This window comes from Arminella tubonensis (assembly GCF_003240585.1).
GTDB classification, from domain to species: domain Bacteria; phylum Pseudomonadota; class Alphaproteobacteria; order Rhizobiales; family Rhizobiaceae; genus Rhizobium; species Rhizobium tubonense.
Map to the genome: position 1 here is coordinate 104,814 of NZ_PCDP01000065.1, position 21,974 is coordinate 126,787.

Annotated in this window: 24 protein-coding genes and 1 pseudogene; 14 read left to right on the forward strand and 11 right to left on the reverse strand. The window is 56.5% G+C overall.

What is annotated here, in order from left to right; all coding sequences use genetic code 11:
* Nucleotides 1-36: 36 nt before the first annotated feature.
* A complete protein-coding gene (locus CPY51_RS28120) occupies nucleotides 37-1,200 on the reverse strand; it encodes an aminotransferase (protein ID WP_111163555.1) in 1,164 nt (387 codons plus the stop codon).
* Nucleotides 1,201-1,297: 97 nt separating this feature from the next.
* Here CPY51_RS28120 and speB point away from each other — a divergent pair, with 97 nt between their 5' ends.
* The 4 genes from speB to CPY51_RS28140 all read left to right on the forward strand — a co-directional run bounded on the left by speB (nucleotide 1,298) and on the right by CPY51_RS28140 (nucleotide 5,436).
* Nucleotides 1,298-2,353: an agmatinase gene (speB, locus tag CPY51_RS28125; protein WP_111163512.1), complete on the forward strand. Its 1,056-nt coding sequence runs from the start codon at nucleotides 1,298-1,300 to the stop codon at nucleotides 2,351-2,353.
* A gap of 135 nt (nucleotides 2,354-2,488) precedes the next feature.
* Nucleotides 2,489-3,847, forward strand: a complete 1,359-nt coding sequence (locus CPY51_RS28130; RefSeq protein ID WP_111163556.1) for an LLM class flavin-dependent oxidoreductase — start codon at nucleotides 2,489-2,491, stop codon at nucleotides 3,845-3,847.
* 47 nt (nucleotides 3,848-3,894) lie between these two features.
* Nucleotides 3,895-4,443 carry a flavin reductase family protein gene (locus CPY51_RS28135; protein WP_111163513.1) on the forward strand — a complete coding sequence of 183 codons (549 nt, stop codon included), beginning with the start codon at nucleotides 3,895-3,897 and terminating at the stop codon, nucleotides 4,441-4,443.
* Nucleotides 4,444-4,521: 78 nt separating this feature from the next.
* Nucleotides 4,522-5,436, forward strand: a complete 915-nt coding sequence (locus CPY51_RS28140; RefSeq protein WP_111163514.1) for a LysR family transcriptional regulator — start codon at nucleotides 4,522-4,524, stop codon at nucleotides 5,434-5,436.
* A 257-nt stretch (nucleotides 5,437-5,693) separates the two neighbouring features.
* Here the strand turns inward: CPY51_RS28140 and CPY51_RS28150 are convergent, their stop codons facing one another.
* Entirely contained in the window at nucleotides 5,694-7,511 is a 1,818-nt protein-coding gene (locus CPY51_RS28150; protein WP_195909642.1) for a GGDEF domain-containing protein, read from the reverse strand.
* Nucleotides 7,512-7,838: 327 nt separating this feature from the next.
* Here CPY51_RS28150 and CPY51_RS28155 point away from each other — a divergent pair, with 327 nt between their 5' ends.
* From CPY51_RS28155 to CPY51_RS28170, 4 genes are all read left to right on the forward strand, one after another.
* A complete protein-coding gene (locus CPY51_RS28155; protein ID WP_111163517.1) occupies nucleotides 7,839-8,462 on the forward strand; it encodes a single stranded DNA-binding domain-containing protein in 624 nt (207 codons plus the stop codon).
* Nucleotides 8,463-8,610: 148 nt separating this feature from the next.
* Nucleotides 8,611-9,471 (forward strand): cytochrome b/b6 domain-containing protein, encoded by an 861-nt coding sequence (locus CPY51_RS28160; protein ID WP_111163518.1) that lies wholly within the window; start codon nucleotides 8,611-8,613, stop codon nucleotides 9,469-9,471.
* On the forward strand, nucleotides 9,468-10,244 hold the full coding sequence (locus CPY51_RS28165; RefSeq protein WP_111163519.1) for a molybdopterin-binding protein: 777 nt from the start codon (nucleotides 9,468-9,470) through the stop codon (nucleotides 10,242-10,244). Before CPY51_RS28160 ends, CPY51_RS28165 begins: the two co-directional genes overlap by 4 nt.
* Nucleotides 10,241-10,657 carry a DoxX family protein gene (locus tag CPY51_RS28170; protein ID WP_244598810.1) on the forward strand — a complete coding sequence of 139 codons (417 nt, stop codon included), beginning with the start codon at nucleotides 10,241-10,243 and terminating at the stop codon, nucleotides 10,655-10,657. The genes CPY51_RS28165 and CPY51_RS28170 overlap by 4 nt, the downstream gene beginning before the upstream one ends.
* Before the next feature lie 28 nt (nucleotides 10,658-10,685).
* Here the strand turns inward: CPY51_RS28170 and CPY51_RS28175 are convergent, their stop codons facing one another.
* The 3 genes from CPY51_RS28175 to CPY51_RS33955 all read right to left on the reverse strand — a co-directional run bounded on the left by CPY51_RS28175 (nucleotide 10,686) and on the right by CPY51_RS33955 (nucleotide 13,138).
* Complete coding sequence (locus tag CPY51_RS28175; RefSeq protein WP_146260181.1) at nucleotides 10,686-11,144, reverse strand: hypothetical protein; 459 nt, start codon at nucleotides 11,142-11,144, stop codon at nucleotides 10,686-10,688.
* Between the two features lie 358 nt (nucleotides 11,145-11,502).
* On the reverse strand, nucleotides 11,503-11,994 hold the full coding sequence (locus CPY51_RS28180) for a BA14K family protein (protein WP_111163522.1): 492 nt from the start codon (nucleotides 11,992-11,994) through the stop codon (nucleotides 11,503-11,505).
* Nucleotides 11,995-12,823: 829 nt separating this feature from the next.
* The gene (locus CPY51_RS33955) at nucleotides 12,824-13,138 is read right to left on the reverse strand and encodes a cold-shock protein (protein ID WP_111163524.1); all 315 of its coding nucleotides are present in this window, start codon (nucleotides 13,136-13,138) and stop codon (nucleotides 12,824-12,826) included.
* A gap of 276 nt (nucleotides 13,139-13,414) precedes the next feature.
* Between CPY51_RS33955 and CPY51_RS28195 the strand changes: the two genes are divergently transcribed.
* Nucleotides 13,415-13,552: a DUF1127 domain-containing protein gene (locus tag CPY51_RS28195; protein ID WP_111163525.1), complete on the forward strand. Its 138-nt coding sequence runs from the start codon at nucleotides 13,415-13,417 to the stop codon at nucleotides 13,550-13,552.
* Between the two features lie 221 nt (nucleotides 13,553-13,773).
* Here the strand turns inward: CPY51_RS28195 and CPY51_RS28200 are convergent, their stop codons facing one another.
* Entirely contained in the window at nucleotides 13,774-14,535 is a 762-nt protein-coding gene (locus tag CPY51_RS28200; protein ID WP_111163526.1) for a heparin lyase I family protein, read from the reverse strand.
* A gap of 576 nt (nucleotides 14,536-15,111) precedes the next feature.
* Here CPY51_RS28200 and CPY51_RS28215 point away from each other — a divergent pair.
* The 5 genes from CPY51_RS28215 to CPY51_RS28235 all read left to right on the forward strand — a co-directional run bounded on the left by CPY51_RS28215 (nucleotide 15,112) and on the right by CPY51_RS28235 (nucleotide 19,097).
* Entirely contained in the window at nucleotides 15,112-15,420 is a 309-nt protein-coding gene (locus tag CPY51_RS28215) for a hypothetical protein (RefSeq protein ID WP_111163529.1), read from the forward strand.
* Between the two features lie 37 nt (nucleotides 15,421-15,457).
* Nucleotides 15,458-15,802, forward strand: coding sequence for a hypothetical protein (locus CPY51_RS32395; protein WP_146260182.1), 345 nt, complete (start codon nucleotides 15,458-15,460; stop codon nucleotides 15,800-15,802).
* Between the two features lie 340 nt (nucleotides 15,803-16,142).
* Nucleotides 16,143-16,703 carry a hypothetical protein gene (locus CPY51_RS28220; protein ID WP_146260183.1) on the forward strand — a complete coding sequence of 187 codons (561 nt, stop codon included), beginning with the start codon at nucleotides 16,143-16,145 and terminating at the stop codon, nucleotides 16,701-16,703.
* Nucleotides 16,704-16,780: 77 nt separating this feature from the next.
* Nucleotides 16,781-17,950 (forward strand): aspartyl protease family protein, encoded by a 1,170-nt coding sequence (locus CPY51_RS28225; protein ID WP_111163531.1) that lies wholly within the window; start codon nucleotides 16,781-16,783, stop codon nucleotides 17,948-17,950.
* Between the two features lie 682 nt (nucleotides 17,951-18,632).
* Nucleotides 18,633-19,097, forward strand: a complete 465-nt coding sequence (locus tag CPY51_RS28235; protein WP_146260185.1) for a hypothetical protein — start codon at nucleotides 18,633-18,635, stop codon at nucleotides 19,095-19,097.
* A gap of 258 nt (nucleotides 19,098-19,355) precedes the next feature.
* Here the strand turns inward: CPY51_RS28235 and CPY51_RS28245 are convergent, their stop codons facing one another.
* From CPY51_RS28245 to CPY51_RS28270, 5 genes and pseudogenes are all read right to left on the reverse strand, one after another.
* Nucleotides 19,356-19,835 carry a hypothetical protein gene (locus CPY51_RS28245; RefSeq protein WP_111163535.1) on the reverse strand — a complete coding sequence of 160 codons (480 nt, stop codon included), beginning with the start codon at nucleotides 19,833-19,835 and terminating at the stop codon, nucleotides 19,356-19,358.
* A 178-nt stretch (nucleotides 19,836-20,013) separates the two neighbouring features.
* Nucleotides 20,014-20,223, reverse strand: a complete 210-nt coding sequence (locus tag CPY51_RS28250; protein ID WP_111163536.1) for a hypothetical protein — start codon at nucleotides 20,221-20,223, stop codon at nucleotides 20,014-20,016.
* A gap of 9 nt (nucleotides 20,224-20,232) precedes the next feature.
* Nucleotides 20,233-20,622: a hypothetical protein gene (locus CPY51_RS28255; RefSeq protein ID WP_111163537.1), complete on the reverse strand. Its 390-nt coding sequence runs from the start codon at nucleotides 20,620-20,622 to the stop codon at nucleotides 20,233-20,235.
* Between the two features lie 346 nt (nucleotides 20,623-20,968).
* Nucleotides 20,969-21,223: a hypothetical protein gene (locus CPY51_RS28265; protein ID WP_111163539.1), complete on the reverse strand. Its 255-nt coding sequence runs from the start codon at nucleotides 21,221-21,223 to the stop codon at nucleotides 20,969-20,971.
* Between the two features lie 126 nt (nucleotides 21,224-21,349).
* Nucleotides 21,350-21,628: pseudogene (locus tag CPY51_RS28270) on the reverse strand (DinB/UmuC family translesion DNA polymerase); the annotation flags it as partial.
* Nucleotides 21,629-21,974 lie beyond the last annotated feature (346 nt).

Below are 21,974 nucleotides of genomic sequence, written 5' to 3' on the forward strand. Positions count from 1 at the left end.
AGACATCGATCGGCGCAATAAGTCAGTCATCGGCGGTCAATTGACCCGGTCACCGATCAAGGCGATGGATGCCGTGTCGGCGTTTGCAAAGGCAAGTCGCAGATATCGCTCCTGACCCTCGCCGAAATAGCTTCCGGGGATGCAGACGACACCCGCCTCCCTTGCAAGTCTTTCTGCCACCGCAGAGGATGACCTGTCGGGAAAGGGATGGCGGATGAATGCGAAATAGGCGCCGATTGCTCCGATCTCCCAGCCGGGCAGATCGGACATTACCTTCCTCAGCGCTCGCGCACGAAGCGCGATCTCGTGACGGTTGGCGGCCCGCCAGTCGGCAAGCAGAGGCAAGGCTGCTGCAACGGCCACTTGTGGCGAGCGTGGCGCGCATATCTGCATATTGTCCATGATCTTGGCGATTTGGTCGACCAGCTTCGCTTCTGCGGTGATCGCACCCAGCCTGTGGCCTGGAATGCAGAACGACTTCGAGAAGCTGTAGAGCAGAACGAGCGTCTCCTCCCAACCCGGCTCGGACAGCAGCGCATGCGGCCGTCCATGATCCTCCGGCAGAAAGTCGCGATAGGTCTCGTCGAGGATCAGCCAAGCGGAATAATTCCGGCATAGCCTGAAGAGCTCGAGCAGCAGCGCGGGGGGATAGACGGCGCCGGTGGGGTTGTTCGGCGTAACGACAGCGATCGCTCTTGCGCCGCCTGCGAGTGCCTGTTCTGCCGATTGGAGATCAGGCAGGAAACCATTGGCCGCGTCGCATTGTACGAGCGCCCGTTTGATCCCGAGCATCGAAAGCGTCGTCTCGTGATTGAAGTAGAACGGATTGGTCAGTGCAATGGTATCGCCGGATCCGGCCAAGGCGATTGCTGCGCACATGAAAGCTTGATTGCAGCCGGCTGTGATGTGGATATTGCCGGAATGGACGACGGCGCCGTAAACCTCTGACATGTGCTGCGCGTAGGCATCGCGCAAAACGGCCTCTCCCTCGATCGGCCCGTAGCCTGTCATCGCCGGCGAGGCGGCCGCCTCTCCCAAAAGCCGCAACATGGCCGGGTGGGCGGGATAGCCGGGGACGGCTTGCGAAAGGTCGATGAGCGGACCGTGGCCGCCTTTGTAGTCTCGGCCCCAGGCATGCACCGACGGGATGGGTGGCGGCGAAAGGTTGGCGACAAGCGAATTCGGTTTTGCAGCTGACATATTGGTCCCTCTTTCGCCCATTGCTACAACAATCGCAATTGCATTCTCAATTGCTTTGTCGAGTAATAGCGCGAAGCAAACAAAAAGCGGGGCTGCAATGAGCTGGGATAGGACGAAACTCGAAGGACTGCGTGCGAAATTCAGCGATGCCAAGGGTGGCGAGATATCCAATGAGACATTCCGAAAGGTCGGGGACAAGATCTTCGCGAAAAACGGAACGCGCTTGGCCCCCTATGCCGGAGTTCCGACCTTTCTGAGCGCTCCGTACCTCCCTGTCACCGCCGAAGATCCCGACTTCGGCAATCTGCAGGTGGCGATCATCGGCATTCCGATGGATCTCGGCGTCACGAACCGCCCTGGCTCCCGCTTCGGACCGAGGGCTCTGCGCGCCATCGAACGGATCGGTCCCTATAATCACGTGCTCGGTACGGCCCCGGTTTTCGATCTTCGTGTTGCTGACATCGGCGATGTACCGTTTCAGAGCCGCTACCGGCTCGAGCTTTCCCATGCCGATATCGAAAAGCGCATCAACCAGATCGTCGATGCCGGCGTCGCGCCTCTATCGGTCGGCGGAGATCATTCGATCAGCCACCCGATCCTCAAGGCGATCGGCAAGAGACAGCCAGTCGGCATGATTCATATTGATGCTCATTGCGATACGAGCGGCGCTTTCGATCAGACGAAATTTCATCATGCTGGCCCCTTCCGCAATGCCGTGCTCGACGGCGTGCTCGATCCGACCCGGACCGTGCAGATCGGAATTCGCGGATCGGCGGAATATCTTTGGGAATTCTCATTTGAATCGGGAATGACGGTGATCCATGCCGAAGACGTCACCGGCCTCGGCATTCCGGCAATCATCGCCAAGGCAAGGGAGATCGTCGGCGACGGGCCGACTTACCTCTCCTTCGACATCGATAGCCTCGATCCGAGCTTTGCACCCGGCACAGGCACACCCGAGATCGGCGGGCTGACGACCCGCGAGGTGCTGGAATTGATCCGGGGCCTGAAGGGCATCAGTCTCGTTGGCGGCGACGTCGTCGAAGTGGCGCCGCAATATGATACGACGACAAACACGGCGCAGGCTGGTGCCCAGGTGCTCTTCGAAATCCTGAGCCTGATGGTGTTCAGCCCTCTCATCGGCGCAAGGTAGACCATAAAGGGCCTTGCTCCCCAGGGCTCAAATCCCGGTATTTAGAAAAACTAAATTTCAAAGCAGGTGAGACAGGGTTGCCGCGTCGCCGATCTGGTGGATACTTCTGCGATGGATGCTGAAGAGGACGGGACCATGGCTCGGCAGGACAAGCTAAAACTCGGCACTTTCGTCTACACGTTCGGCTTTCATCCCGCATCGTGGCTGCATCCTGACAGCGACGTCAACGGCGCCAATAATTTCAGTCATTTGCTGAACCTTGCTAAAGTGTCGGAAGCGGCAAAGCTCGACTTCATGTTCATGCCGGATTCTCCCGCCGCTGCCATTGGCGATGCCGACGCGCTTGCACGCCAGCCGACGAAGATGAACCGCTTCGAGCCGCTGTCGCTCCTGTCGGCTCTCGCCGTCTCCACCGAGAACCTCGGACTGGTGGCAACTGTCTCGACCAGCTACTACGAGCCCTATAACGTCGCTCGAATATTCGCCTCCATCGACCATCTGAGCGGCGGACGCGTCTGCTGGAACGTCGTGACGTCAGATCACAACGAGACGGGTTACAATTTCAACCGGGAGGGTCTCGATCCGCATGCGCTGCGCTATGAGCGCGGCACCGAGTTCGTCGACGTCGTTTTCGGCCTTTGGGACAGTTTCGAGGCCGATGCGCTGCTGCTCGATCGCGAAACGGGAATTTACCACGACAAGACGAAGCTGCACACGCTCGATCACAAGGGAAAGCATTTCCAGGTGCGGGGCCCGCTGAACATTGCGCGATCTCCGCAGGGGCGCCCGGTAATCGCCCAGGCCGGCGGGTCGGAAGCGGGCATGGATCTGGCGGCACGGACCGCAGAAATTGTTTTCAGCCTGGCCTCGAACATCGAGCGCAACCGCGCATTCTACCAGAACGTTAAAAGTCGCATGCCGGTATACGGCCGCGATCCCGACGATTTGAAGATCATGCCGGGTGTCGTCATCAATGTCGGGGCGACCGAGGCCGAGGCCCGCGCCAAGGTCGACTTCCTGATCGACAATCTACATCCCGACGTTGGCCGCCTGATGCTGCAGGAATTTATCGAGGTCGATCTCGCCGGCGTGCCGCTCGACGCGCCATTCCCAATGGATCGGCTTCCCGAGGCACCTAGAGGCTCCCGCGCGCTATTCGACGAGCTCGTCGATTTCGTCAAAAGCGGCCGCTCGGTCGGCGAACTCATCCGTCACTACGCCGAGAAGCATACCGGCAACGGCATCACCGGCTCGCCGGTTCAAATCGCTGACTTCATGGAGGAATGGTTTGAAACCCGTGCAGCCGATGGCTTCATCCTGATGCTGCCGACCTTGCCCGCGAGCCTGAACGATTTCGTCGAACTGGTCTTGCCGGAGTTGCGTCGTCGCGGCCTCTTCCGGGATGAGTACGAAGGCAAGACGCTACGCGAAAATCTCGGTCTGTCCATGCCCGTCAACAGATACACCGCGGCGCGTGCGACGGCTACTGATTGACGCGCCAATCGGCAAACGGATCGCCGTCTCCAATAAAGGGTTATCGGATGAAAGCTTCAGTTCAAGTTCTGGAAACCGCTGACCAGGCGAGCGATCTCGTGGACGCCGCCTCGTTCAAGGCCTCGATGCGTCATCTTGCCGGCGCAGTCAGCGTTGTCACCGTCGGCGTTGGTGACGACCGGACCGGCTTCACGGCAACGTCGGTGTCTTCGCTGTCGGCCGAGGTGCCATCGGTCATTGTCAGCCTCAACCGCGGTTCCTCTTCCTGGCCCGTGCTGCAGCGGCACGGCAGCTTCTGCGTCAATGTCCTCGCCCATGACCAGCAGCATGTGGCCCACGCCTTTGCCGGCTACGGCGGCAGGAATGGCGTCCACCGCTATGAGGGTGCCGAGTGGTCGGTACTCGAAACCGGTGCTCTCGCGCTGCAGGGGGCGTTGACCGCCGTTGATTGCGAGCTCGACGAGGTGGTCCAAATGCACTCCCATGCTATCTTGATAGGCCGGGTGAGGGCAGTCACGTTGCGTACTGATGTGGAGCCTCTGCTTTACTGGAAAGGCGCTTTCCGGGTTCTTGCGGATAGTCCGACGGTCGGCTGATAGCAGATCGGATCTGGTTGCTTTTATTTTTAGATTTTCTAAAGTTGACGCCGAAACAATCGGTGGCAAGGACATGTATTGATCCCTTTTTTGAAGGCGTTGCAGGCGTTTGAGGCAGTGGGAACGCGCGGTAGCGTCACCGCTGCGGCGCATGCTCTCGGTGTTTCGCCCGGTGCAATCAGCCAGCAAGTTCACAAACTGGAAGCACATCTCGGCATTACGCTTTTGGAAAGAGGCGCCGGAAAGATGGAGCTTACGACATGGGGGCGCATCTATCACGCCGAGATCAAGAAGGGTTTCGATCACCTTGCCAATGCACAGCACGTTCTCAGTCGCGCCCGCAACGAGAGCGGAATTACCCTTAGTTCCCTGACTTCGGTCGTGAACAAATGGATCGGGCGTGAGATTTTCGACTGGCAGGCGCTGTATCCAAACGCGATGATTCACCTTGTCGGAACAGAGCGCGAGCCGACTATGGGGCAAGACGATGTGGATTTTCGAATCTACTACGGACAGAATTCGCATCACCAATATTTCGTGGAACTGTTCACCGACTGGGTTGTGCCGGCCTGCGCCCCGCGCTTGATCGAGACAAATCCTCCGCAGGCAATCACCGATATTCTCAGTTTTCCGCTTCTGCACATCGTCTGGGATGCCGCTTTTTCACCGGCGCCGAGTTGGTCCGATTGGGCCCGCAGCATTGGCTGTCCTCGACCTCCCGCGGATAAGGGTTTGTCATATACGCTGTCCAGCAGTGCCATCGATGCAGCGGTAGCAGGTCGCGGCTTCGTATTGGCGCAACTGGCGATGATTGCCGACGAACTGAAGTCGGGCCGATTGGCTATCCCTTTTGACCATCGCCTCAAGCTATCGGATCCTTATCTGTTGGCGTGGAATAGAGCATCCCTGCAGAAGCCATTTGGCCCGGAATTCAGACGGTGGATCATTTCCACCGGCAAGAGACAGGCCGCGATCTCGGCGCCTTCAACGTGAGGTCGCGCCAAGCGCAGTGTTTCGGAGGTCGCCGAGTTGCCGGTATCGACCTCTTCCCCGTTCCGCTATCCAAGCTATGTGGGAGACCTTCGATGCGCCCGGCACGCGCTCTTTGACGGCCTGCGCAATGTCAGCAAACGGGCGGCTCCCATTGTAGCCATTGATTCAACGATTTGGTCGACGATCGCGTCTTCGGGCAAAAATAGTCTCAAGATGGTCGAAATGTTCGGCGCAAGTATTCATGGAATCAGGTCGAGCTAAGACGGTCGCGGCTCGGTGTTGAGCGTTTTTGGACAATCTTTTTGTGCCATTGCGCCGTTCATGAAAAAGCGAACTCGGTTCCTGCCGTCTGATTTAGCGCGATAAAGGGCAAGATCGGCTTCCTCTATCAGTCGATTCCAGCCATCGAGGCCGCCAAGGCCTGTGGCGACACCGAAGCTCGCTGTGACGTTGATTTGCGTGCCTTTGGCGGTGACCATTCGATGCTGTTGAAGCGCAAGGCGGATTTCGCGCCCCAGCGTCACAGCCCTCCCGAGGTCGGCGCCATCGATGAGTACGGCAAACTCTTCGCCGCCGAAGCGAGCGACGATCGCCCTCGGTGGAACGATGGAGCGCACCAGACTGGCAACTTCCTTGAGGACGAGGTCGCCGACACCATGCCCGTGCGTATCATTGATGGCTTTGAAGTGATCGACATCCAAGAGAATGAGGCAACGTGCGCTGGGTGCCGCCGCTTCGCCTATTCCGTTCTCTCCCACGAAATCCAGGACGCGGCGATTGGATATGCCCGTCAGTCCATCCGTCTCCGCTTCGTTCTTCAGTTGGCGGGTTAGCTCAGAGCGCTCGCTGAGTTTTCCTCGAAGGACGCCTATGGCGTCAAAAAGACGAAGCATCTCTCCGCCGTAAATGCCGGCTGGATCCGTCACGTTGACCTCCCGCTCTTCCGCAAGGTCGACAACAGCTTCTCCGGCCAGAAGCAGCGGTTTGAAAAGAAAGAAATGCGCCGACAACATGAGGCCGACAAGCGTCAGGAGGATGGCTGCCGTTGCCAGGCTTATTTCGACCAGCTTGAACCATGCATGGTCGCGGATGCCTCCCATCGTCTCCAGAAGCACATCGAGAAAGACGACGCGAAAGCGTTCAAGCGTCCTCAATGTCGGCACGTAGCGTTCCGTCAATTCGCTGGCCGTCGTCAGATAGTCGCCTGACTGCTTGCCTTGCGAGACGACACTGTCGATGTAGCCAACGCCCTCACCGAAGAAAAGCCGCTCCGCTTCGTCATGGGCCTGGAGCACTCTTGCGTCGTCTTCAAAGAGCACGCGGAAACTCTCTATCGTCCGCCAGATCTCGAGGAGATGCGCCCGTGTCTGGTCCTTGGCGTCACCCTCTTCCTGTGACAACTTTTGATGGAAGGTCACCGGGACGATGATTTGCGATCCCATGCGGCCGCCATATTCCCGCAGGTCCGTGAGCAACGATGCAATGACGACATTGCCCGCCAAACTTGGGTCTCGAGCAATGACCGTATTTCCACGCCACACGGTCAAGACCCGAAGCAGATCAACGACCTCGAACATATTTGCGATCGCGCTTTTCATATCGTCAGGGCGCCGGCCAGCCGGTGGCAGGGCGGCCACATGGTCCACGTTATTTCTCGCGCGGAGGAGTTGCTGGCGCACCTGCCGTAACAGACTTGCGGGAACCGGCCCGAACGGGGAGGGCGGCTGAATATCCAGGCGGTCCTGGGACTGGTCGGTTAGTGTCCTAGACGCCGCAAGACGTTGAAGCGACGCGGCATTGTCGATGTTCGTGCTCGCCATCGCTACGTTGGCAGGTCCTCGCTCAGCGGAAATCCGATTTGCCGCATCGAGTACAAGCCAGTAGCTCGAAATGCCAGCGAAGTTATCGCGGGCTTCGGCGTAGTCATTATAGACGCGTTGAAGGACGGTAATCGACAGGAACACGATGCAGATCGTGACGACACCTATACCAAGCACGAACTTGCGCTGCAGGGAATGTTTGCCGCGGCGACCGCCCTCTGCTTTCGGGTTTCTATGCCGGAGTAGCAATTCCAATATGCTCTTCCTCACTACACCAATTCCCAACGCGAATGCGACTTTAAAAATCATGTTTAGAACGTCAATAAGCTCAGGGCCTATCCGAATTAGATGAAGACTTTATAAGCTTGGCACCATGTGTGCAGTCGTTTGCAGCCGAGCAGCAAGTCGCCTTGCTCTTTCTAAATTCACCATTGTTTGATTGGCTAGGCTACCGGGCGGTCGATAGGGTCGTTGTATCGAGCCGGAGCGTTCCCGCCGGGCGAGGTCCCGGGCTCTCTTTTCCGGGTATTTACCGTCCGTCCAGGGACCGACTGATCGTTCGAACAATCAAGGAGCTACCAAATGAATCGCAATCGTTTCACGAAGGGCGCGTTTGCGCTTGCCACTGGTGCTATGATGACGCTCGCCATCAGCCAGGGCGCACATGCCGCCGAGCGGGTCCGCGTCCGTGGGACAGTCGAAAGCATCGACGGGGACACGCTGAAGGTCAAAGCCCGCGATGGAAAAGATGTAACCGTCGTGTTGAAGACCGGCTGGGCCGTTACGGGCGTGGTCAAGGCCTCCGCCGCAGACATCAAGCCAGGTGATTTCGTCGGCATCGCCTCGCAGCCAACCGATAGCGGCGTCAACGGCGCCCTTGAAGTCGTGGTCTTCCCGGCGGCGATGAAAGGAACCGGCGAAGGCGATCGCCCATGGGATCTGAAGCCGAACAGCTCGATGACCAATGCGACGGTTGCCAATGCGGTTACCTCGGTCAACGGCCCGACTTTGACGCTGACCTACAAGGGCGGTCAAAAGAAGATCTCTATTCCGGACGGCACCCCCGTCGTCACACTCGGTGCTGCCACCAAGGCTGACATCAAGGCCGGCGCAACCGTGTTCATCAATGGCGAGAGCACCGGCGATGGGGTGGTTTCGTCCGACCGCGTCGTGGTCGGCACCAATGGCGTCGTCCCGCCAATGTAATCTGCCAGCGATCGACATGCAGTCGCCTGCCGGCGGCTGCATGTCTTAAATTTCCGAAGAGAGCGATGCTGCGACCTCTCAGCAGTTTCACCGTACACGTGGTAGGATGTTGCCTAGTCTCCATTGGCAATCGAAGGAGGAGCGGCCTATGACGACCATCGAGGAGAGCGGCGCATTGCCGCCTGCGCCGCTGGGGAAAATTTATATCCGTCGCCATTCGATCGTCACGCGTTTGACCCATTGGCTGAACGTCCTCTGTCTAACCCTTTTGCTGATGAGTGGCATGCAGATATTCAATGCGCACCCGTCTCTCTACTGGGGTCAGTACGGCGCCGATGCGGATCCCTCGTGGCTGCAGATCGGCTCGCACGAAGAGGGGGACAACATCCGTGGCGCCCTGCGCATCGGCAGTCTGACAATCCCCACCACTGGTGTCCTCGGCGCGTCCGTGGTCGATGGGCAGTTGACGGATCGCGCATTCCCCGCCTGGGCAACGATCCCAAGCTACCAGGATCTGGCGACGGGTCGTCGTTGGCACTTATTCTTCGCCTGGCTCTTTGTGATCAATGGCCTGCTGTATCTGCTCTACGGGTTCCTCGCCGGTCATTTCCGTCGTGATCTGATCCCCTCGTCAGAAGAGGTGCAGCCCCGCACGATCTGGCACGAGATCAAGGAACATGCGCGGCTGCGTTTTCCCAAAGGCGAGGCCGCCAGGCACTATAATGTACTGCAGAAGCTGACCTATATCGTCGTCATTTTCATTTTGTTGCCACTGATGCTGGCAACCGGGCTTACCATGTCTCCGAGCATCGACGCCGGGTATCCGTTTCTTCTCGATATCTTCGGGGGGCGCCAGTCCGCACGTGGCATCCACTTCATCACCGCCTGGTCCATCGTCATGTTCGTCATCGTCCACATTGTGATGGTTATTGTCTCCGGCCTCTGGAACAATATTCGATCGATGGTGACCGGCCGCTATGCGATCCGCACGGAGGTACCGAAGCCATGAGCACGTTGTTCACCCGCCGCCGTTTGCTGATCGGCTCGGCTGCCACACTTGGTGCCATTGGGCTCACCGGCTGCGACGATGTCGTGCAGAACCAGAACGTGCAGCAGGTACTGGCAATGGCCGAGCGCTTGACGATGGGAAGCCAGCGCTTGCTGGTTTCGCCACAGACACTCGCTCGCGAATATACCGACAAGGACATCTCCCCGACCTTTCGCCCGAACGGTACCAGCCAGCCCGACAGCCAGGACTACGCCAAGTTGACGGAGACGGGCTTCGTCGACTGGCGCCTCAAGGTCGACGGCATGGTCAACCAGCCGATGGAGTTCTCGCTCGCTGATCTCAAGAAATTGCCTGCCCGCACCCAGATTACGCGCCACGACTGCGTCGAGGGCTGGAGTGCCATCGGCAAGTGGACCGGCGTCCCCCTCGGGCTTATCCTGCAGACAGCGGGTCTGAAGCCCGGCGCGCGATATGTGGTGTTTTATTGCGCCGATGAGTTGGAGCAAACGCTTGACGGCAGCGGGCGCTACTACGAGAGCATCGACCTGATCGATGCCTTCCATCCGCAGAGCATTCTCGCCTATTCGATGAACGACAAGGATCTCGAGGTCGCCCACGGCGCGCCGTTGCGCCTGCGTGTCGAGCGTCATCTTGGATATAAGCACGCCAAGTACGTCATGCGCATCGAGGTTCGCGACAAGTACAGCGACCTCTGGGGCGGCAACGGCGGCTTCTGGGAAGACCGCGGCTATGAATGGTATGCGGGAATTTGAGTGATCTACCTTTCCACCCGCCCAGATGGGGCAGCCGGTGGGCGCTCGCTATTGTTTACACCGCAGCCGCTCTCTCTCATCTGGCAACGCCGGATAGCTTCCTGCGTATCACACCGGATTGGGTTCCATTTCCACGCCAGACGATCATTGCGACAGGCATTTGCGAACTGGCCGGCGCCGTCGGAATTCTGACTGGGCGATATCGCCGAATAACGGGCATTGCGCTGGCACTTTATGCGATCTGCGTCTATCCGGCCAACATCAAGCATGCCTTGGACGGTCTTTCCGCCGGTGGCCACGACCCGCTTGGCTGGTGGTACCACATTCCCCGCCTCGCTTTGCAGCCGGTCATGGTCTGGTGGGCTCTCTTTGCCGGCGGCGTGGTCGACTGGCCCTTTAGGCGTCGCCGATGACGTTTCGAGCGCGTTTCGATTGATCGCATCAAATCGATGTGTGATCGTACCCTGCCAACTTGAAAAGCACCGCCTTCTTTGGGTCTGGAAAGCCCAACCAGACAAAGCCCTCGGCAATATTCTTGCTCAAGACCTGATTGAATAGCATCCCGCCCGCGAGCAGCCCGCTGCTATCAGCCCAATTTAGTGTCTCGTGAAGATCGGTTGAAAGCTGCCGATTTCCTCGACCAGAATAAGTAAGCTTGAACAAGAGCCTCTGCTTCAGTGAAATGCCTTTTAAGTGATCCTTGGCCGCAGCAATTGCTTTTTCCAGCGCCTTTAATCGTACGACACCGCCGTGTCGGTGCGTGTCACCAAAATTCGTCTGGATCCGGGCGCTCGGGGTGCTGAGATAGACCTCAGCCAGAAAGTCGTCATCGCCGGTCATCCAACCCACAGCCGAATTTATGTTTTCCTGTATCAACGGTGATGGGATAAAAAGACTCACGCTATTTCCTTCATTACGCGGTTCAAATGTACGGTGACGGACGCAGGTCTTCACAACGGCCCGACATGTGTCTGTTCTGCGCCAAGCCAATACGACATTGGGCAATTTTGTCGTTGTTGAAAACTAAAAACCCGCCAATTGAAGACAGCATCAATGTGCTACCCGCAAAAGCTTTACGTTTAAACCCAAGTGGTTGGTTCGATTGGCGACGTGTTGGTGCTGTAGCTGAAAACCAGGCGTCGCGACGCACGGGGCTTGGGAGCGACGCCTGGCCGGAGATATACGCCGGCGATATGGATCAAACGGACGCGATTTAACCCTGCACCGATCTTCTTCGTTCCTCCTGCCGGATCTGGTGTCAGTTTGCCACGCAAAAGTGCCGCGCACCGTCATTGCCGACGAATGTGCCGGTGCGACCATTGAAAGTCCGATATCGGCTGAAGCAGTATCGCGACCAAGCAGGCGACCAAGGTCGCAGTCCGGCATTGTGAATGTAATACCGACGGGGTGCGGCGTAGTAGTAACGCGGCGGCGGCGCGTACCCGCCATAACCGTACCCGGATCCGTAGTACGGGGAACCGTAATATCCCGAGCCGTAATACCCAGGCTGAGCGATGGCTGATCCGATAATCAGTCCCGTTGCCAACCCGGCCGCACCATAGCCCCAGCCACCGCCACCCCAGCCACCGCCACCCCAGCCTCCATATCCGTGATGCCAGCCGCCGCCCCAGCCGTGGTGCCAATTATTGTTTCCGTGGTGCCAGTCATTTGCAGAGGCTGGCGAAAACGCCGCAGCCGTGATCGCAACGGCCGCGCCTGCGATGATAATAGACTTGACGAGACTCTTCATGACCCTAGTCCTCCGAGCAAATTCGGTTGTGTTTCCGACACGTTGCGACCGCCCAGCCCCATTCAAACCGCGTCTGGAAATTTAGCGCGTTCGCACATTCAGAAAGAAACGAATTTCACTCCAATTGGTTCATCGTCGATGCGAAAATGTGGTGTCTTTCGGTTTATGGAATAACGACGTTGCTCGCAAGTCTGCCTCACCGCAACGAAAGGCCGGGCGTGGACGAACAGTTCCGGCATCTGAACCCGTCGCCATCGCTTCCACGCCAATATTCGGCGCAAGCGCCATCATCTGAGAACTCCGACGATGCTCCTCAAACGATGGGGGCCCTGAGCGTCTGAACGATGATGTCGCCAGAGGTCATTCTGGACAGCATTGGCAACGGGTGGCTAGGCTCCCTAGATTCTGCCATTTGGCATCAAAAAAAGCCCACAGTTGCGGGCTTTTTCCGGATTCGTTCAGAATGGTGGGTGCAAATGCCCCTCTAGGTTTCTCACAACGCTTTCAGCTTTGGAGGTGTCAAACCAGGTTTCACGGCACAAAAAAAGGCCCGGAAAACCGAGCCCTTTTTGCGATACATGTTGGTAGCATTATGAGATTAATGTTTCCGGGAGTTCGTTGCGCCGGTAAAAATGATCGAGACTGTAATGGGAATTGACCACCGAAGTGAGGCCGACACCATTCAGCTTCTGTGTGGTTTGGAAGCATCCGCGCTGGTTTGGCGAGCGAGTTCCGAGACCGACACATGGTCGTTTGCGAATGTCTCAATGTCGATCGAACTCAATTTATTACATCGAGACCACATTGGGCAGGCGACCAGCAGGGGGATTTAGTTGGCGCGGCGCAAGCCCCATTCCCGCTCGAAAAGCTCTTCTGCATCCAACTCCCTCTCGTGCTTCCGGACAAACGGCTTGAATTTCGATGTCGATTCAGGGCTTGGAGGAAGAATGCCAAGCTTCACTGCCGATATCTTTCCGTTCTTTTCAAGAAGCTCGTAGGACATGCGAGTCCCCACTTCAGGATGAGCGAGATTCGCCTCTTCGATCTTACTGAGGTGCATGAAGACGTCGGCGCCGCCGTCATCGGGAGTGATGAAACCGAAACCCTTGGATGGATCGAAGAACTTGACGGTACCTGCGGCCATACGGACCTCGTGTGGAAATTACATTTGGGGATGCCTATCGACGGTGGTCACATGGTGACCACACGAACTGGTTCGGGAAATGGATTCCGAATCTGAGCGAGTCGCGGATTGGCGGGGACTAGGAATTCGGCCATTGCGTTGGCGACAAGCTATATAAAGAATGCGATCTGAACCGACGGCCACCAGAATTGCGGTGGCTCCTATGCGAGTTTGAGGCTGCTCACTTGCTAGGCAAAGTGCTATTTAATTAGCCACAGATCATATGGGAATAAAGCAATGAAAGTCGTCAAACGCATCGAAAACTTCTTCGAACTCCGCAAGGCATACAAGGATCTCTCCTTACTCAACGACGCCTCCTTAAAGGATATCGGCGTTTCCCGGTCGGAGATTCGCTCACGCGTCTATAGTGCGTAGCGCCCAATGCTCACCGAGCTTTGCGTTTTTCAGTAGGTGACAGGACAAACACCACTCTTGCCGTGGCCCCTTCCGAAAGTTTGAAATCTTTAGAATCCTCAATCAAAAGAGCTTCCTATCTTATGTTCGGTCGAGCGTACAGCTAGGCCCTATCTCGGGCACTTCCCCTCCCGTTCACCCTCCCACGCAACAGTGGCCCGCTGTTGAGGAGCCTAGATGGCTTAGTCGGTGGTCAGCTTGCTAGTTGGATCAACGCCTGCCCGGCTATCTCCCCGCACGAAGTTAGAAAGTTTGGTGATCGTGTTGAAATTCGCCGGGTTCCGGTATGAGCCAAACTTGAAATACTGCTGCGCTCCCGGTTTGGAGCCGGTAAATCCAATGCGGCCGGTTGCTTCAGCGATCCTGTGACCGTTGGCCCAAATCTCAATGAGTCCACGCTGATCCGGCGACATCCGAATATGGTAGACCATCGTCGTCCAACCCCCGAAAGGGTTCGGCAATTGACGATCAGTGTGAACTTCAAGACCGTCGTCACAGCGAAGGTTGGCGATAGACTTCGGCGCGTCTGGCTGTGGCGACGTGATCAGCGGGTGTGAGAAAGATAAGGGAGCCTCAGGCTCATTTTTTGCCTTCAGCGCCGTAAGGACAGCGTCGGTTGAGGAATGGCCCCAAGGTGGATCCGATTTCGGGTTCTGACTCGCGATGTACACTCGGCACAGATCGTCTCTATCACCTCGTTTTGCTTTGTTATTGTTTTGCTCGATGGAGACAGTGAAAGTCCGACCTGTGAAGCGTTGGGCAATGATCGGCGAGTCTTTTGGGGAGCCATGCTCTTTCCATTGACCGATGACAAACCGATCCGTATCGGGCTTGATGCTGTTATCGACGTACATGTCGAAGCGGTACCAGACCTCGGCACCCATCTTCTTCCAGACGGCGTTCGATTCCCAAAGCTCAGACCTCTCGGAACCTATCGCCCTCATAGCCGCCGTTATCGGCGATACATCCGGAGTGCTTTTCCTTGATCAATGCGTGGTTTTTGGGAAGAGGCCGGACCTCGGAGACCATGGCCGTACGGCCGTTTTCTCTCACGCCGAAACGGAAGCTGTTTTCCGGCCGGTGGCAAACATACCACCGTGCTGACGGAGTCTTGGAAGCGAAGCTATCGCGCCAAACCTCTGCGTCCGCTGGGAACGGCTGAAGCAGTGCCGCGACAGGAACAAGGAAAATTGTGCGCATACGACGTCTCATGCGAATTCCCCATCAAAAAAGTAGCGCTAAACGCCGAAGACATTGCCGACCAGAATACCTGCTTGTACCTCGCATGCGTTGGGCCGCATGAGGCTATAAACCCGCCTCCATTTCATGGATATGGATGGGCGGAAAACGTGAAATTGCTTGAGGCCTCCGCATTCATTCATTGCACAGGCGCGTTGCTCCAGCAAGAGAACGAAAAGAGCCGTTCCGACGGGAACCGCCAGGAGAATTAAGATTATGATGATGTTTGCCGCCGACGAAACTCGGCGCCATAATCGAGTGTCCTGAACAGAAATTCCGCAATGTGGCTTCGGCTAGAACTAGACGAAATCGATCTTATCCTTTCTTACATTCCCGAAGGTCTCTTGGCGGATAAGCTGAAAAAGGAACCGCACGCTGATACTGCTGCCTTTGTCCGAGCTGTGGCCACAGACGACGACCTAGAGGTCGATGATGATGCCGTGATTTCCAGGGGCGACGATGGGGCCTTTGTGATGAGCTGGTCGTGGATTTCGAACCAGCAAGCCGGACTGCCAGAATACGACGAAGACGACGATACGGCCGAAGCAAGTTTCGGTGTAGCCCTTTGCCGCTGTCCGCAACTGCCCTAATCTGATTTCGAATTGCAGTCGAGAGAGGGTATGAACGATGTCTGATAGTGATGACTGGCAGAGCGCGTCGTTAGCAGCGGCAACCGATTTCGCGGTGCGTTGTGCTCAACTCTATTCGCGACCGCCATCATCAGAGCCTACACTGGTGGGTATCATCAACACACTGATGACGGAGCTTTGGGATCGGAATTTTAGTCAGGAGGAAATCCGCACTGCCTTCCAGGCAGCGTTAGATGATATGCCGCGTTATGCGGCAGGCGAGGAACGGCGAAGTAATTTCGATCAAAAGCCATTCACCCATTTGCGTGCCGATCTCACCTCACGCACCGCTAAAGCACGGAACATTCGGCGATGGTGTGAACAGCACGCCGGTTTCCTCTAAGGGGTATTCGCCATACTAAACGAGCTTTGGAACTATTGTTTGCGGGCTAGCATCGCACGTGGGTTTCAACGCTACAAATAAGAAAATTACGTTGCGTAATGCAAGCTTGCTTTCAGCAGTAGGTCGTGCTTTTAATCGCGATACTAGAATGATTTCTCCTCAAAAATCGCTTTATGAGCGAGTAGACCGGAGATCGTAGATCTCTATCGGAACTAGTTCGGTGTTGTGGGGCACGTGAACGGCAACATTATCACCCTCGATTTGGTTTTTCGAAAGCTGCGTTCGCCAAGGCGAAGAGTGGCTGCGGTGAAATTATGTGGCAGGAGCATAGGGAGACGACGTGAACGCCATGGGAAATGACCAAGAACCTTTCCAGGGCGACCGTGCTTTGGATGTGAAGGAGAAAGGCGCACGCCTAAGAAGAAATTGGGGAGAAGCCACGGGTTCGTCTTTTGACTGTGATATCTCCTCATCCAAAAGGAGCCCAATTGAGGAGGTTGTCGAGTATATCGCGAACCTGTCCTCGACACTCTTGCTTGCACTTCTGCTTGTAACGTCGATAGGCGTTGCGTCGGCCCGCTCAACGGAAGCAAACACCTTGGGCACTGTTTCCGACGGAACATTAGGGATGTGCGCTTCCTTGAAGGGTTTCTCTGTTGAGTATTGCCGATGTGTAATCCGCACATCAAAAGAAATCGATGAAAACGATACTATACTTGCCTTCTTCCTAGCTAATGTGCAAAGCGAAACTAAAGGAAGAGAAGTTTACAGGGCAATTATAGATGGAGACACGTTCAACGAGCACAATTTCTCTGCCGTTAGGCAGAAAAAAGACTTCGTTGAAGGTCAATCGCGCCTGTTTGTACATAGAATTCAGCTTGAGTGTAGCGACATCAAATAGCAGGGGATTTCGTTGGAGGCCATGGGCGAGCGGTGAAGCTGAGTGTCGAGATTTTATACCGGGGGGGACAAGACTGAATGCTCAAGGCGGACTGGGAAGACAGAAACGGCGCGAGACTGTCGCCGCCAAGTGCATGGAACAGGTATGCGGTAGCGATCCTGGTGATAATCGCGGCAATCGGCGGCGCGGTCATCGAACGGATTGGCCCGGATGTAGTTGCCGATCATGCGCGGCAGCTTGTCGGCCTCAATCCAGACGCGGTGCCTGGCGAATTCTATTCCCGTTTCGATATCGAGCCGTTGCCGAGGGCCGTTGCCGATAGCGACCCGATAGACAAACACATCGCGGCCCTGCGCCGCGAGCCGTGCGATTGGGATTCCACCTACTTATTCGCAGGGGACCTGAAGCAATCCGGATATGCCCGGGAAGGTGCGAAGGTGCTGCAGACATTCTCGGCCAAGTGCAAGCCGTCGGATACAGCTCTGTATACGGCGGCCGACATACTCTACGGACTGAGCGATCTTCCCGCCGCGCTGAAGATATCGGACGAGATTTCGGACATGTCGCCGGACCAGCCACAGTTCTACTATCTTCGGGCTCTGATACTGCACGATCTGAAACGCTACAAGGAAGCACTCGACGCCTATGATTCGCTTCTCGGATTGACCGGAGATCTGGCGGCACTGAATGGCGAAGTGTTTCGGCGGATGTCGCTGACCTACGTTGCGCTCGGGCAGTATTGCGAGGCGATGACGCCGCTGCGGACCTGGATTTCGATCACACCTTCGACGAACGATACGCCCGCCGCACGGGCCATCATTCAGGCATACAACGCCAAGGGAAAATGCCAGGGCAACTACGCGTCTGGCAAGGATCATTTCCCCACTCAAGGCAAGGACATCATCACAGCGACCGTGAGCGTCAACGGCGTCCCCGGCGTTTTCGTCGTCGACACGGGTGCCAGCGTCGTCACCCTGACCGGCAGCTTTGCCGCCAAGACGAAGCTGCCGCTATCCGGCGACGCCACCGTGCGCATGCAGGCGGCCGGAGGTGTCTTCCTTGCGGAGCGCAGTTCGGCAAGACAGCTCCGCGTCGGTCATGTCGAGGCCGATGATGTTGAGGCCATTGTCCTGTCAGGCGGCGACAAGCCGCTCGGCGACGGAATCGATGGCCTGCTCGGACGATCATTCCTGTCGCGCTTCGATGTGACCTTCGGGCAGAAGGAATGGCGGATCGAAAGTAAATAGCCATGAATTGTCCATCGAGGCCGTCCTGCCGACCCGTGTCATCTCTCCAATTACTCGCGGTGATCAATGCGTTTGATTTTGGTTCTTTTCTTTCTTGGCGCGCCTTGGCACCTGGGCTGTCGTTCGCAGACAACGAGCGGTCCTTTGGGCTTGTAGACCGCCTTCCAGGGGAAGATCCGTCCTGCGACGCCGTCAATAGAGCTTACGAAAAGACCTCCAACTTGGCGCGCTACACGATTTACGTGGCTGAACTGAAACCTGACGGAACGATCGCTCCGTTCGGAGAGGATTGGATCGAAACGCAAATGAATATTTCGCTTTGGCAGCCGACGAGAACTTCGTCTATCGTCGGTCCCTCCGTCTGACGACCTCCAAAGAAGAGCCAGTGTTTGGAGCGTGTAGATTGATCGGAAACGAGGCAACCTCCCGCGGCCCGGCGCTTCACTTTGCTGGTACCTGGCATAGGGGCTACGAGTCGTTGACTGAACTATGGATATCGATGAAAACCGGCAGGATCTTACGAATCAGTAGGACTTTCGGCCATTTGCAGTCGCCATTTCCCTTTGAAAAAACAATAGAATTATACGATTATCCCGCCCGCGATCAGCCTGCGGACAGCCTAGACCCCTCGCTCGAAAACCCGCCGCTCGTAACACAAGCCCATGAACGGCCAGCCTCAGAGTTGCGAACCACTCTCTTATCGCCTCTGCCGGAAGATAAATTCTGCAGGGACGTCTATCTGGCTTTCAGAAGCACCTATCTCGCCGACAAATACACCTACGAGGTCACAGAGATCCGCCCCAGACAGCAGCCCATTCCTGCGCTTGAAGCAGTGAAGATCGACCGATGGCTTTATTCGAGGGTTCCGGGCGGCAGGTGGGGACTGGAAGGGGCATACGCCCACCCCATAGGAAAAGGCGAACCGATCTTCCACGACTGCAAGTTAGTATCGTCCGCCGCCGGTATCTTGCACTACACCGCCCATTGGAAGAACCCGGACAAAGTCTCGGATATCTGGGTATCAGCCGCTACGGGTCTGTTCGTGAAGACGGAGCAGCCGACCACCGACGCGCTCGGGGCGCTGCTGAAGACGGATGCGCAGGTCTATGATTACGATCCAATCAAGGCAGTCGTTCCGCCGGAATAGGTCCAGCGGTCCCTTCTCCTTCATGCAGTCCGTTTTGCGCGTTCGTACCCGTTACTGATGCGATATTCGATGAGATCCCGCCGTTGTCAGGACCGATCAAATGTCGGCGTCCATCCTCTCACCGGGCCACGGCTTAAAGCGTTGAAGGCCATGGCGAGTTGTTCGCGCAGGTGTTGACGGTCCTCAAGGAGAGCTGCGATCGTCGCTCTTGTGTCGCCATCATGCCACGCAATGGCTGCATCTATTTCAAACGCGGATTCAATGACGGTTTGATGCGGCTGTTTCATCGTCGTCCTCACCATCTGCGAACATCAGGGGCTCAGCCGCTTCCGCCAGCCAGAGATCCACGGCCTCATCTGGCGACGAGCATGCGTAGCGCTTCACAATCAATGGAACGCCCCGACCGACATAAGCGACGAGGGCGATACCCATTTCCTTGCTGAAGGCGATGTCGAGTTCATCTCCTGATGGGCCGCAGTCGATTTCGCCATCAAACGAGACTTCGATATTGCAGAACGCCTCGAACGACTGCGATCGTTCTTCCCGAGCGACCGCATCAGATAACGCGCTGCACAGTCCACAGTCGAGGATTTCAGGAAATTCCTCAGCGGCCTTCGACAGGTATGGCTCAAGATTTTCGATCTGCGCAACAGGGTCCGTCCGGGTCAGGTAGCCCTGCCACAGCTCGACAGTCGGCCAGCCGCCAGCCTCTTCAAAATAGCTGTCTTTAATCAACATCTTCCGTCCTCCTGTGTTGCGCACAGCAGCCAAAGCTTCGGTGTGAATGTGAGTGCCGCTTTCTGCGGCTTCGATGTTCTTATTATGTTCTTGTTTGCGACGAAGGTCAAGTCGGGAGAAGTTGGCTCGATACGCCAGGGCGTTTCAACGCTGTCACGGCTCTAAGCTCGTCAATATATCAAGGCCAGCCGTACTTCGCAGCCAAGCTTCCTGCAATGAAGAATGCGAAAGACAGGATCATCAGCGGGAAAAACCGTATTGCAAGCCAGCCGTATTCCGCCGGGGCCATTTTCATCAAGTCGCGACGACTGCCGATTAGCGGCACCATCAGCCAGAACGCGATGCCAAACGTCACCATCGCCGCGCCTAAGAATACATTGCTGATCATGGCTGGAGACTAAAACCTTCCTTCATCCGGCTGGCTCCTTACGGCACGCAGTTTTCTGAAATTAGCGATGGCTTGAACTGTACCTAGAACAGTAACGACGCCAAAGAGGACCATGGCGTCTCCTCGCTTGGTCTGGATTGCGACGAGAAAGGCACCGATGAAAACCAGAACCCCGAAGACTCCGGACAGGACATAGGCCCTTTTGATCCGATACGGCACCGAGTGATCGAACGCATGGTCCATAAGATGCCAACGATACTGGCCTTCACTGCGAAATTGCTGAGGAAGGTGGATACGGATACCTGCCTGCGCAGACGCCATGAAATAGGCTCCCGCAAGAAACGAGAAGGCGCTGGCGAGAACAATCACACAGTTGAGAGCCATAGGCAGAACGATCACAAATTGCTTCCCCAAACCTTTGCAGGATTCTTATACGAGGATAGTCTGTAATAATTCATTTCAAGGATGCTCAAAGGCGATCAGACCATTGCCAAACTTAGACGCATTTCCACTTTAGGGTGATCCGGGAGGCTCAGAGACGCTCTGCGCCACGACCTCAACAATGTCGAATTCATCCAGGGCGTAATGTTGGTCGCTTCCGACTGTGGCAATGGTCAGGAACTCGCGGGTTGAACCGAAGATCGATGACACGCGCACAATCTGGAGTTCACGTTCAGCGTCAGTTCCGCTTCGTCGCCTTGCCCAATAAAATTGCTCGGCTACGAGATCATCCAATGCAATCATTTCAGCGAACCGATGCGGCGCGTGCCGGGATTTCTGTCGCGTTGAAGGTCGAGGCATCCGTTTTCGACCAAGTTCTCCGCGACTTGCCCAGGCGGTAGTCGTCCCACTTGTGCCCGCCGCAAAACCATTGGGTCTCGCCCATTTCCACGTCGTAGCCGAAGCCACCCCAGTTCTCGCAACCGGGGTGTTCACAGAAGTGGGTTTGCAATGATCGCTCGTCTGCGGATCGGCTATTCTTGACGGTGTCGTCGGCCATCGGTGTGTCCGTCCTTCGCTTGAGGCCGGTGCTCTCCTTTGGGAAAGGCTTGGCCTCTATGTGGAATCGCCCGCCGAAGGATAGGATCGGGTGGTTAACGGGGTGTTTAAGTTCGGTCGCAGGCCATTAGTCGAGCGACAACAGCAACTGCGGCGGTGTTGTCTCGCTTGATCGGTCCAGCGAAGAGAGGATAACGCCGAGCAACCTTATGCCCTTACCAGTCGGGAAAACCGGGTCCAGCAAGACATCTACCAGGCGCACCAGTTCGCGAGCCTCCGCGAGCGGCGCACCAAGGGTCTTGGTCCGGGTGGTCTGATTGAAATCTGCATATTTGACCTTCAGCGTCACTGTCTTGGCGCCAATTGCGTTGGCCACGCTGTAGCTCCACACCATGTCGATCAGCGGCTAACCTCATATTGAAGCGAGCGCACGAGCACGCGAAAAGCAACTCGTTCACATCGCTGTCTGATTTATCAATTGACGGATTATCGAATTTAACGCCTCTGGTCGTTCCATCGGCACGTAGTGCCCGCATTCGGGGATGACATGTAGGCAACCATTTTGAGCTAAATCGGGTTGCTTGGAGCTGGTCGCCAGTCCAGGCAGGATGTCATCTGCGCCCGTTGAACCAGCGTTTTGCTGTGCTGGCAACGACTGAGTTTTTCAACGAAATCGCCCAACTCCGGAAGATGCCTTTTTCGCAGTGCGCAAACCCCGGACGTGGAAAGAATGTGATGATCAAAACCGGTTT